This is a genomic window from Candidatus Eisenbacteria bacterium, from assembly GCA_020847735.1.
GTDB lineage: Bacteria > Eisenbacteria > RBG-16-71-46 > RBG-16-71-46 > RBG-16-71-46 > CAIXRL01.
Map to the genome: position 1 here is coordinate 1 of JADLBL010000015.1, position 11,298 is coordinate 11,298.

Consider the following 11,298-nt stretch of genomic DNA (forward strand, 5'->3'; position numbering starts at 1 on the left):
CCATCAGCAGGCCGGTCATGAGTTCGCGGCGGATGACCCGCCACCAGTCGGCGAGCCGGACCTCGCCCAGCGCCATGGCGCGAATGACCAGCGTCGAGGCCTGCGAGCCCGAGTTGCCGCCGCTCGAGATGATGAGCGGGATGAAGATGGCCAGCACCACGGCGCGGGAGATCTCGTTCTCGAACCGGCTCATGGCGGTGGTGGTGAGCATCTCCGACAGGAACAGGGCGGCCAGCCACACCACCCGCTTCTGCACCATCTGCGGGATCCCGACCTGCAGGTAGGGCGCGTCGAGGGCCTCGGTGCCGCCGATCTTGTGGATGTCCTCGGTGGCCTCCTCCTGGATGACGTCCACGATGTCGTCCACCGTGACGATGCCCTGCATGCGGCCGGCCTCGTCCACGACCGGGATCATGTGCAGGTCGTGCTGCTGGAACAGCCGTCCCAGCGCCTCCTGGTCCATGTCCGCGCGGGCGGAGTAGACCTCGGTCGTCATCAGCTCGCGCACGGTGGCGCCGGGCGCGGCGGTGAACAGGTCGCGCAGCCCGACGACCCCCACCAGCTTCTGGTCGGTCTCGAGCACGTAGACGTAGTTGACGTTCTCGAGCTTGTCGCGCCCCTGGCGGCGCAGGTAGGCGATGGCCTCGTCCGCGGTGACGTCGGGGCGCACGCGCGCGTAGCGCGTGTTCATGAGCCCGCCGGCGTCGTCCTCGGCGTAGGCGAGCAGCGCCGTGACCTCTGCGCGGGTCTGCTCGTCGAGCAGCGCCAGCCATTCCTCTCGCTCCCCCGACTCCTCGCACTGCTGCAGCACGTCGGCCGCGTCGTCCGGCGGAAGCAGCCGCAGCCAGGACCTGCGCTGGGCCGCCGGCATCAGCGAGATGAGCTGGTGTTCGTCGCGCGCCGAGAGGTCGAGAAAGAAGTCCTCCGCGTCCGCACGCGGCAGGTCGAAGAACGCCTCGAGCCGGTCCTCGGGGGAGAGGATCCGCCAGGTTTCCTGGAGGTCCTCGACCGCGAGGTCGGCTTCGCTCTCGGCTTCTTTGCGCAGTGAGTTCACGGGGCGCTCCGGACGCCGCGGGCGCGCGCCTCCCGCGGAAGGTCGTGAGGATGGCCCGCAAGCTAACCGCTCGCTCACTCGCGCGTCCACTCCGAAGCGCTCAGCTCGAGGGCAGGCAGGGCTCCTCGCCGCCGACGGGCCGGGCCGCGGTTTCGGACTTCGCGGCGTCCGCGGGCACCCGTTCACCAGTGCGCGCCGTGGTGATGAGCACGACCGCCGTCACGACCAGCAGCGCGGCGGTCAGCGACCGGTTCGAGAGCGCTTCGCCGGCGAACGCCCAGCCGAGAGCGAGCGCCACGATCGGGTTCACGAACGCGTACGTCGCGACCCGCGCCGGCGGCACGTGGCGCAGCAGGTAGAGGTAGGCCGAGAAAGCCACCACCGAGCCGAACACCGACAGGTAGCCGAGCGCCGCGATCGAACTCCAGCCAACGCGCGCGGGGTCGAAACGCGCGAACTCGCCGAGCGAGCCGCTCATCGCCAGAAGGAAGACGCCACCGGACAGCATGCCCACGCCCGTCGAGGCGAGCGGGGAGCGCGGCAGGCGCACCCGTCGCGCCCACAGCGTGCCCCACGCCCACGAGAACGCGCCCGCCACGGGCAGCAGAGCCCACCGCGCCGGGAACTCCGTGCGCGCCGCGTGCGCGAGCGAGGGCGCGAGCAGCAGCGCGATGCCGGCGAAGCCGAGCACCAGCCCCACGAGCGAGCGGGCCGGCGGCCGCACGGCGTCACGGCCGAACGCGGCGAGCAGCGCCATCCACAGCGGAATGGTGGCGAGCAGCAGCGCCACGAGGCCCGAGGGAACGTGCGTGACGCCGAGCGTGACCGAGCCGTTGCCGACCGCCGGCAGCAACACGCCGACGATCGCGGCGTTGCGCAGCTCGGCGCCGCGGGGCCAGGACGCCCCGGTCACGCGCGCCCAGACGAGCAGCGCCAGCCCCGCCGACAGCAGGCGCGTCGCGCACATCAGAAGCGGTGGCAACGTCGCGACCGCGATGCGGGTGGCGAGGAACGTCGAGCCCCAGATGAAATACACGCACGCGAAGGCGATCAGCACCCTGGCGATCCGCCCGCGTTCGCGCAGGCGTTCAACCACGCGCCTTCACCGGGCGGGGCGCGCCGTCCACGGGCAGCGCCCAGCTGTCCTTGAAGGTGTCGAGCGCGATGATGCTCTGGGTCGAGCGAACGGACTCGATGGCGCCGAAGCGGTCGCGCAGCAGCCTGCCGAGCGCCTCGGGATCCTTGACGCGCACCTTGACCAGGTAGCTGTCCTGCCCGGCGACGTGGTGCACCTCGAGCACCTCGGGAAGCTGCGCGAGCGCCTCGCCCGAGGAGCTCGTGCCGATGCGCTCGTCGCTGCGGACGAGCACGTAAGCGAGCAGCGGCCGGTCCACCGCCCTCGGGTCCACCCGCGCGGCGTAGCCGGTGATGACGCCGCGCTGCTCGAGGCGGCGCACCCGCTCGAAGATCGCCGACGGCGCCATGCCGATGCGGCGCGAAAGGTCCACGTTGGCCATGCGACCGTCCGTCTGCAGCAGCTCAAGGATCTTGCGGTCCACGTCATCGAGCATATGGAACCTCCCGGTAGACTCGGGACAATAGTTCGCGCTTGTCGCCAATCAAGAGAAGTTTCTGCTAGTTCCAAGCCGAACAATCCGACGATTATTCGGCAAGCTGCGACTCACGTGGCGGGCGCCGCGAGGCACATTCGGCGCGGCAGAGCGAGCCATGAACGGCCCGCCGCGGCAGCTTCCCAGTTCCGAAGAGTCTCAGGCCGGCCCGGTGCCCTTCCCCGCGCTCACACCTTCGGCCCAAGAACGCGACGCGGCCCCTTCCGGGTGGGAAGGAGCCGCGCCGCGATCGAGGGCCCCGGCGGGCCCGAAGTCAGTCGTCGATTTCCTTGATGACCACGCTGTCCACGCCGTCGATCTCGAGCAGCTTGACCCCGATGACCTCCTTGCGGGACGTGGGCACGTTCTTGCCCACGAAGTCGGCGCGGATCGGCAGCTCGCGGTGGCCGCGGTCAATGACCACGGCCAGCTGGATCGAACGCGGCCGGCCGAAATCGATGAGCGCGTCCATCGCGGCGCGCACCGTACGGCCGGTGAACAGCACGTCGTCGATCAGCACCGCGATCTTGCCGTTGATGTCCACCGGGATTTCGGTCGCGCCGACCACCGGGTGGGCCGAAACGGTGGACAGGTCGTCGCGGTAGAGCGTGATGTCGAGGCTGCCCTCGACCGGCGAGGTGCCCTCGAACTCCTTGATCTTCGCGGCGATGCGGTTCGCCAGCGGCACGCCGCGCCGCCGGATGCCGACCAGCACCAGGTCTTCGATGCCCTTGTTGCGCTCGACGATTTCGTGCGCGATCCGCGTCACGATGCGGCGCAGCCCGTCCGCGTCAACGATCTCGGCCTTCTCACGCATGGTCATGGGGGCCTCTTGCCTCGGAAAGCTTCCGGGTGCGGGAAAGTGGGCGGACGATAGCGGGCGGTGCACAGTCGGGCAAGGCGCTCCGGCTCGGGGTGGCCGCGGTCGGCCGTCGCCGCGGACACGCGCGGGCCGCGACGCGACTCCCCTGCCCGAGGCGGGCGGAGCGACCGCCAGCGCTCACGCCTTCCCGCCCTCGACGACGACCTTCGAGAGGTCCCAGCCGCGCACGAACAGCTCGCGCACTTCCGACAGGAGGCGCAGGCGATTGAGCCGCACCGCCGCGTCTCCGGCGTTGACGAGCACCTGGTCGAAGAAACCGTGGATCGCGCCCTCCATCCCGAGCAGTGCGGGGATGATCTTCGCGTACTCGCGCGCGTCCCACAGCGGCGCGGTGCCGGCGCGCGCGGCCTCGAGCGCCGCGAGCAACGAGCGCTCCGCCGGTTCGGCGAGCCGCGCCCGGTCGAGCGAGGCCGGCAGCGGCTCGGTCGCCGCCCGCAGGATGTTCGCGACCCGCTTGTCGAGCAGGACGAGCGGGGCGAAGCGCGGATCGCCGCGAAAGGCCTCGAGCGCGCGGCCGCGCGCGAGCGCGTCCGCCGCGTCGCACCAGCCCGGCCGCGTCGCGCCGCCCAGGTGGATGCGGGCTTCGAGCGCCGCCTCGCGGGTGTCGTAGGGCACGCCGCGCTCCTCGAGCGCGGCGTCCACGCGCGCGCGCAGGAACTCGCCCAGCTTCTTCATGATTTCGGCCTGCGCGAGGTCTGGGTCGGCGGCGAAGAACGGCCGCGTCATCTCCATGGCCGCGGCGCGCAGGTCCAGGGCGCGCGACTGCTCGAGCACGATGCGCACCGCGCCGTTCGCCGCGCGCCGCACGCCGTAGGGATCCTCGCTGCCGCTCGGCGACTTGCCGGCGACGAACGCGCCCGCCACGTGATCGAGTTTGTCCGCCAGCGAAAGGAGCGAGCCGGCGTCCGTCTCGGGCAGCGCGTCGCCGGCGCCGCGCGGGCGGTAGTGCTCGGCGATGGCGGACGCGACCGCCTCGGGCTCGCCCGCGCGCCGCGCGTAGTGCCCGCCCATGACGCCCTCGAGGCTCGCGTACTCCTTGCCCGAGCCGATCATCTCGCCCAGCAGGTCGGTCTTGCACAGCAGGGCGGCGCGAACCACCGCCGGCCTGGCCGGCGGCGCGAGGCGGTCGGCCAGCCAGCCCGCGAGCGATTCCAGCCGCGCGGCCTTGTCGCGCAGCGAGCCGAGGCCTTCCATCCACACGACGGCCGACAGCTTCTCGAGGTTGTCGGCCGGGGTCTGCCGCAGGTCGGTCTCCCAGTAGAACTTCGCATCCTCGAGCCGCGCGACCAGCACGTCCTCGTTGCCCTTGCGCACCCGCTCGAGCCCGCGATCGTCACCGTTGCGCACGGTGACGAAGCCGGGCAGCAGGGAGCCGTCGGCCCGCTCGAGCGCGAAGAATCGCTGGTGTTCGCGCAGCGCGGTCACGATCACTTCGCGCGGCAGGTCGAGGTAGTTCGCGGCGAAGGCGCCCTCCACGGAGGTCGGCCATTCGATCAGGAAGTTGTTGATGTCGGTGAGCTCGTCGTCGGCGACGATCCGCCCGCCACGGGCTTCGGCGAGGCGGGCGATCTGCCGTTCGATGGCCTGCCGCCGCTCGCGCGGGTCCACGACGACGAAGGCCCGGCGCATCGCCTCGACGTAGCCGCCCGGCGAGGCGATCTCGACCGCGTCCGGGTGCAGGAAGCGGTGGCCGAAGCTCGTGCGCCCGGCGGTGAGCCCGAACGCGCGCACGGGCAGGACCTGATCGTCGAGCAGCGCGACCAGCCAGCGCACCGGGCGGCCGAAGCGCCAGTCGCCGGCGTCCCAGCGCAGCGTCTTCGGGAACTGGAGCTTCGGCGCGAGCGCTCCGAGCATCGCCGGAAGCACGTCGGCCGCGGGACGGCCCACGTGCTGCACGGTGACGGCGACGTACTCGCCCTTCGGCGTGGCGACGCGGCGGACGGCGGAGACGTCCACGCCCCGGCCCGCGCAGAAGCCGACGAGCGCCTTCGTGGGCTGGCCCGCGGCGTCGAACGCGACCTTCGCCGCCGGACCCATCGCTTCCTCCTCGTGGTCACGCTGGCGGGCGGCGACGCCGGTCACGAGCACCGCGATGCGGCGCGGCGTCGCGAAACCGGTGACCTGATCGAAACCGAGGCGCAGTTCCTCGAGCCCCGCGCGCACGCCGCGCTCGAGCTGTTCGAGCGCCGGCGGCACGTAGCCGGCGGGAAGCTCCTCGACGCCGATTTCGAACAGCAGTTCTCCGGGCGCGCTCACTTCGCTCCGCCCTTCTTCGCTCCGGTCGCCGCGGGCGCCGGGGCGCCGGCCGCTTCGGCCGGCTTCACCCATTTCGCGCGCTCGTCCGGGTCCCTGAGCAGCGGGTAACCGAGTTCCTCGCGCAGCTTCACGTACGCGACGGCCGCCTTTCGCGCGATCTTCCGCACCCGGCCGATGTAGCCGACGCGTTCCGAGACCGAGATCGCGCCGCGCGCATCGAGCAGGTTGAACGCGTGCGAGCACTTGATGACCGCGTCGTAGCCGGGGCCCACGAGCTTCAGATCGAGGAGGCGGTTCGCTTCGGACTCCCAGATCCGGAACATTTCGAAGAGCTCGGCGACGGGCGACTGCTCGAAGTTGTAGTGCGACCATTCCCACTCGTTGCGAACCCACAGGTCGCCCCATGTCACGCCGGGCGCCCACGCCAGGTCCTGCACGCGGTCCTTGCGCTGCAGCATCATGCCGATGCGGTCGAGCCCGTAGGTCAGCTCGGCCGAGATCACCGGCAGCTCCAGCCCGCCGCACTGCTGGAAGTAGGTGAACTGCGAAATCTCGGTGCCGTCCATGACCACCTGCCAGCCGAGCCCGGCCGCGCCGAGCGTCGGCGACTCCCAGTCGTCCTCGATCAGCCGCGGGTCATGCTCGTTCAGGTCCAGGCCCATGGCCCGAAGCGACTGGAAGTAGACGTCCACGACGTCGGCCGGGGCCGGCTTGAGCAGCACCTGGTACTGGAAGAACTGCTGGAAGCGGTTGGGGTTCTCGCCGTACCGCCCGTCCTTGGGCCGCCGCGAGGGTTCGACGTAGGCGACCCGCCAGGGTTCGGGGCCCAGGGAGCGCAGGAACGTGGCCGGATTGAACGTGCCCGCGCCGACTTCGCTGGGGTAGGGCTGCTGGATGACGCACCCGCGCTCGGCCCAGAACTGCTCGAGCGCCAGGATCATCGCCTGCAGGGACTGGCGGGGATCGGAGGACATGGGGTGACGCGGGCCTCGGTGAGCGCGGTGGCGGCCGCGGCGTGTGCGGAATCGGGCTCCGGCAACGGTATCGAGCGCGGCATGTTAGCCCGATGCCGCACGCCGTGTCACGCGGCGGGCCGCAGCGGGAGCCGCGCGAGGCGCGGGGCCGCCGCCGGTGGGCCCGGGAGCGCGCCGAACGCGACGACACCACGGACGTTCGGACTTACGGAACGAGCTTCCCCCGAAGGCATCGTCCCGGGCCTTCCCGTCCGTGGCGCCGTCGGTCCTCGAATGGCCCCGTCCACGACCGGCGCTCTCCCCGAACACCCCGGAGAGCGGTCGCGAAGCGGCTGGCCAACTCTCGTGCTAACCTTGCGGGAGCCGTGGGTCCGCCCCCGAGCCACGCCCGAAAGGTAGGCTAGGACCCACGTGCCGCAAATACGTGGACCTACGTAGCTGCGCGTTCTCGGGGAGGAACGCTGGTGCCGCTTTCGGCCGCCGACACGTCATGCCTGCACCGCTGCGTGCTGACGCTGCACGAGCCACGGGATCTGCGCGGTCTCGCGGCCGCGGCGCCGGGCGCGTTTCTCGAGGCCGTTCCCGCCGACTATTTCTTCCGGATCGAGATCGCCCGCGGGCCGGGCGGCGAGTTCGAGCGCGTGACGTCGTACTGGCAGCATCCGGCGCGCGCGAGCCGGGAAATGTTCGAACTGGCCGTGAGCCTTGGGCCCGAACACCCGTTCACCGGGCACGTCCTGCGAACCGGCGACCTGGGTCCGCTCCGGCTTTCGGACTTCTGGTCCCGCCGGCGCCAGCTCGCCGCCCCGATCCACCGGCGGTTCTACAAGCGGGTCGGCATCGGGTGGCTGCTGACGCTGCTGTCGGTGCGGGGCGATCGCTACTGCGCGATCAACCTTGGCCGGCCGTTCACCGCCCCGGACTTCAGCCAGCGCGACCGTGAAGTGCTCGGCCTGCTCGAGCCTCACCTCCGGCTGGCGCTGGACGCCGCCGAGCGCGAGACCGCGGCGCAGGAGGCCGACGCCTCGGCGCTGGCGGGCCTGGGACTCTCCGCGCGGGAGTGCGACGTCGCGGGCTGGCTCGCGCGCGGCCGCACGAACGGCGAGATCGCCTCGATCCTTTCCCTGCGCTCGCGCACGGTCGAGAAGCACGTCGAGCGCATTCTCGACAAGCTGGGCGTCGAGAACCGTACGAAGGCCGCGCAGGTCGTGCTCGGGCGGCGCGGCGCGCGACCGGTGAGCGAACCTGCGGACGCCCTCGAACTCGTCCGCCGCGTGCTGCGGCCCGACCGCACGCGCCGCGTCCTGTGAGCGCTCCGCGCATGAACGCGTCGCAACAGGCCGCCTTCCAGGCGGCCCTGATCGAACTCCACCAGCCGCGCGACGCCGCCGCCCTGCGCCTGGTCGCTCCCGCCGTCTTCAAGCGGCTGATTCCGTGTGACTACTTCCTGCGGCTCGAATTCGCATCCGCTCCACGCGGGAACGGCGACGCGCTCGAAGTCCTGTGGGACATGCCGGCACGCGCGACGCGCGCCCTCATGCGCAGGGCGACCCGTCTTTCGACCGATCATCCGCTCACGGCCCACGTCCTGCGGACCGGCGAGCTCGGTCCGATGCGGCTTTCGGATTTCTGGTCGCGGCGCGAGCAGCTCGCCTCGGCGATGCATCGCGAGATCTACCAGCCTCTCGGCGTCGGCTGGATGCTCGTCCACCCGTTCCTGCGCGGGGACCGCTGGGGGGCGATCGACCTGAGCCGGCCGTTCAGCGCGCCCGACTTCAGCGATCGCGACCTCGCGATGCTCGGGTTGCTCGTGCCGCATTTCGTGCAGGCCGTGGATGCCGCCGAACGTGTGGCCGCCCGGCGCGAGCTGGAACGGCTCACGCTCGCCGGCCTCGGCCTCACGCCGCGCGAGCAGGACGTGGCCGCCTGCCTCGTCCGCGGCCAGAGCAACGTCGAGACCGCGGCGAGCTTCGGCATGAGTCCGCGCACGGTGGAGAAGCACGTCGAACGCATCCTGGGAAAACTCGGTGTCGAAAACCGCACGTCCGCGGCGCGCGTGATCATGGGCCTGCAGGCGAAGCAACCACCCGCGGCTTCGCCGCGGAAGGTGGACGCGCGCATGGCGTTTCGGCGCCTGCTTTGGCCGGAAACGGGCGGCGAAGGTGACGGGCGAGACTCCCGTGCGGAGGATTCGCCTACCCGGGCTCCCGCAGGGCACGCAGCACTTCGAGCGAGCGCAGGCCGTGGAAGCGATGGAAGTGGGCCCTCAGGAAGTCCTCGACGACGCGCAGCAGCTCGGCGCTTCGCGGCACCTCGAGGTACTCGCCGGCCTCGCTGACCGGCCGGCCGAGCAGCAGCGCGAAGCTCGCCAGCGCCTCGGCCGAGAGCGCGACGACGCCGCCGTCGCGCCCGGCACAACCCTCGCAGACGAGCCCGCCGCGGCCCGGCGAGAACAATCGCCGCTGCGATACCGGCCGGCCGTCCACCGCGCAGGCGTCCAGGCGGGGCCGGTAGCCGAGCTCGGCGGCGAGCTGGAGCTGGAACGCGAGCGTCACCGCGGGCAGCGAGGCCGCCGGCGCCCGCGCGCAGCCGTCGAGCGCGGCGAGCAGCAGGTCGTAGATCTCGCCCTGCGGCTCCTCTCCCCACACGAGCCGGTCCACCAGTTCGAGCGCCGCCTGCGCGTGCGACAGCCGCGTGAGGTCCGTGAGCCGGCCACCGAACGGATCCAGCACCTCGGCCCGCGAGAGCAGGTGCAGGTCACGGTCGGGCTTCTCGTAGTAGACGAACTGCGATCGCGACAGCGGCTCGAGCGCGAAACCGAAACGGCTCGGAGTCCTGCGCGCGCCCTTGGCGACGAACTTGCGCAGCCCGAAATCGCGCGTGTAGGCGGTGACGATGCGGCTCGTGTCGCCGAGCGCGTGAATCTTGAGAACGACGCCTTCGGTGGTGACGATGGCCATGCCGGTGCGGAGTGTAGCGCAGGCGTCCCTCGCGGCGACCGGCCGGGGAGCGCGCTCCCCGCGGACGCTCGCGGCGCCCGCAGGCGCGGGACGAGGTCTAGTCGTTCGCCGCGGGCGCGCGGTGCGCGTCACCGGGCGAGCCCGGTTGCACGACGCCGCCCGAGACGACCACCTTGAGCCCCTCCTCGACCGGCCAGTCGAGGTACACGAGCTCGCGCTTGGGCACGTAGTGCACGAAGCCGGACGCCGGATTCGGCGTGTGCGGCACGAACACGCACGCCACGTCCTCGCCGAGCCTGGCCTTGAGCACGTCGTCCACGTGCCCGGTCACGAAACCGACGCGCCAGACGCCCGGCATCGGCCACTGCATGAGCACGACCTTGCGGAACGCCTGGCCCTCGCGCTGGGTGAGGAACGCCTCGCCGAGCGACTTGGTCGAGCCGTAGACCAGCCCGACGCCGGGGATGCGGTTGAGCATCTTGTCCCAGAGCCGCGCCAGCGGCCCCTGCCCGAGGAGCGAGGCGACGAAGCCCACGATCACCAGCAGCACGAGGGTCGCCAGCAGTCCGAGTCCCGGAATGCGATGGTAGTCGAACGCCGCGAAGCGCAGGTAGCGCCCGAGCAGGTTGTCCACCCAGTTGAGCAGCCGGAAAAGGACGAACAGCGTGATCGCGGTCGGCGCGAGCACGAGCAGGCCGGTGATGAGGTACGTGCGCACCCGGCCGAAAAACGAGGATCGGGACTTTGTCGCTGCGGAGGTCATGCCGGGCAGGGGCTCCGGGTCGGGAGTGCGGTGCGGACGCGCGGGAATCTAGCGAAGTTTCGGCGATTCGGCACCAGCGGCCCGGCGGCCGGGCGTCAGGCGCCGCGGGACGCGGCCCGCCAGCGGCGGTCCAGTTCCCGCACCTGCACGCCCACCGCGCGCAGCGCGCGTTCCTCGCGGGCGCGCATCGTCCGCCGCTCCGCGGCCCGGACGTGGTCGTGACCGCACAGGTGCAGCGTGCCGTGCACCACCAGGCGCGCGAGCTCGGCGCCCGGCGTCACGCGAAAGCGCCGTGCCTGCGCGCGCACCCGGTCCAGCGAGACGGCGAGGTCTCCCGAGACCGGCCGCGTGGCGGCATCGGGCTCGTGCTCGTCGTAGGCGAAGCTGATCACGTCGGTCGCGCGGTCCATGCCGCGCCAGCGGCGATTCAGGCCACGCAGCTCGTCGTCTCCGGTGAGCCGGACGCCGATGTCCCCGGCGCGACGCGACTCGCCCTCGATCACGCGCGCGACGATGGCGCGCAGCGGCGCGGACAGCCGCTTCCACGACGCGGCGGCGGTGACGGACGTGGCCATGGCGGCATTCTCGCGGGCGGCCGCCGGGGCCGCAACGCGCTCCCCGCCGCGGCGCGGGAGTTTGGTGTCCGGGAATCCGGGAGAGGCACGGGCAAACTTCGATTCGCGATCGGAGCGCCCGGCATTTGGCCGTTCCGCCGGCCCCGCCTTCGCGCATAGAATGGCGGCCTCGCGCTTCACCGAAAGCTTCGGGCACTTCGCCGGCCGGCCGGCCGGCCGCGGT

10 protein-coding genes are annotated in these 11,298 nt (G+C 71.8%); 2 read left to right on the top strand and 8 right to left on the bottom strand.

Annotation, left to right across the window (positions count from 1 at the left end):
- The 6 genes from mgtE to IT347_06380 all read right to left on the bottom strand — a co-directional run.
- Window positions 1-1,045: magnesium transporter (gene mgtE, locus IT347_06355; GenBank protein ID MCC6349198.1), on the bottom strand; the 1,045-nt coding region annotated here is incomplete at its 3' end.
- 109 nt (window positions 1,046-1,154) lie between these two features.
- The gene (locus IT347_06360) at window positions 1,155-2,150 is read right to left on the bottom strand and encodes an EamA family transporter (GenBank protein ID MCC6349199.1); all 996 of its coding nucleotides are present in this window, start codon (window positions 2,148-2,150) and stop codon (window positions 1,155-1,157) included.
- Window positions 2,143-2,625, bottom strand: coding sequence for an Lrp/AsnC family transcriptional regulator (locus IT347_06365; GenBank protein ID MCC6349200.1), 483 nt, complete (start codon window positions 2,623-2,625; stop codon window positions 2,143-2,145). Before IT347_06365 ends, IT347_06360 begins: the two co-directional genes overlap by 8 nt.
- A gap of 313 nt (window positions 2,626-2,938) precedes the next feature.
- Window positions 2,939-3,481 carry a bifunctional pyr operon transcriptional regulator/uracil phosphoribosyltransferase PyrR gene (pyrR, locus tag IT347_06370; GenBank protein MCC6349201.1) on the bottom strand — a complete coding sequence of 181 codons (543 nt, stop codon included), beginning with the start codon at window positions 3,479-3,481 and terminating at the stop codon, window positions 2,939-2,941.
- 183 nt (window positions 3,482-3,664) lie between these two features.
- Window positions 3,665-5,803, bottom strand: coding sequence for a glycine--tRNA ligase subunit beta (locus IT347_06375; GenBank protein MCC6349202.1), 2,139 nt, complete (start codon window positions 5,801-5,803; stop codon window positions 3,665-3,667).
- Window positions 5,800-6,777, bottom strand: coding sequence for a glycine--tRNA ligase subunit alpha (locus IT347_06380; GenBank protein MCC6349203.1), 978 nt, complete (start codon window positions 6,775-6,777; stop codon window positions 5,800-5,802). The genes IT347_06375 and IT347_06380 overlap by 4 nt, the downstream gene beginning before the upstream one ends.
- 683 nt (window positions 6,778-7,460) lie before the next feature.
- Between IT347_06380 and IT347_06385 the strand changes: the two genes are divergently transcribed.
- Window positions 7,461-8,087 carry a hypothetical protein gene (locus tag IT347_06385; protein ID MCC6349204.1) on the top strand — a complete coding sequence of 209 codons (627 nt, stop codon included), beginning with the start codon at window positions 7,461-7,463 and terminating at the stop codon, window positions 8,085-8,087.
- A gap of 11 nt (window positions 8,088-8,098) precedes the next feature.
- The gene (locus tag IT347_06390) at window positions 8,099-9,115 is read left to right on the top strand and encodes a hypothetical protein (GenBank protein ID MCC6349205.1); all 1,017 of its coding nucleotides are present in this window, start codon (window positions 8,099-8,101) and stop codon (window positions 9,113-9,115) included.
- Window positions 9,116-9,834: 719 nt separating this feature from the next.
- Here the strand turns inward: IT347_06390 and IT347_06395 are convergent.
- Entirely contained in the window at window positions 9,835-10,500 is a 666-nt protein-coding gene (locus tag IT347_06395; protein MCC6349206.1) for a DUF502 domain-containing protein, read from the bottom strand.
- A 95-nt stretch (window positions 10,501-10,595) separates the two neighbouring features.
- On the bottom strand, window positions 10,596-11,075 hold the full coding sequence (gene ybeY / locus IT347_06400; protein MCC6349207.1) for an rRNA maturation RNase YbeY: 480 nt from the start codon (window positions 11,073-11,075) through the stop codon (window positions 10,596-10,598).
- Window positions 11,076-11,298 lie beyond the last annotated feature (223 nt).

Bases quoted from the DNA above. Each gene is read 5' to 3' on its own strand.
- pyrR (MCC6349201.1), bottom strand. From the start codon at position 3,481: ATGCGTGAGAAGGCCGAGATCGTTGACGCGGACGGGCTGCGCCGCATC.
- IT347_06390 (MCC6349205.1), top strand. From the start codon at position 8,099: ATGAACGCGTCGCAACAGGCCGCCTTCCAGGCGGCCCTGATCGAACTC.
- IT347_06385 (MCC6349204.1), top strand. From the start codon at position 7,461: ATGTTCGAACTGGCCGTGAGCCTTGGGCCCGAACACCCGTTCACCGGG.
- IT347_06395 (MCC6349206.1), bottom strand. From the start codon at position 10,500: ATGACCTCCGCAGCGACAAAGTCCCGATCCTCGTTTTTCGGCCGGGTG.
- IT347_06380 (MCC6349203.1), bottom strand. From the start codon at position 6,777: ATGTCCTCCGATCCCCGCCAGTCCCTGCAGGCGATGATCCTGGCGCTC.
- IT347_06365 (MCC6349200.1), bottom strand. From the start codon at position 2,625: ATGCTCGATGACGTGGACCGCAAGATCCTTGAGCTGCTGCAGACGGAC.
- ybeY (MCC6349207.1), bottom strand. From the start codon at position 11,075: ATGGCCACGTCCGTCACCGCCGCCGCGTCGTGGAAGCGGCTGTCCGCG.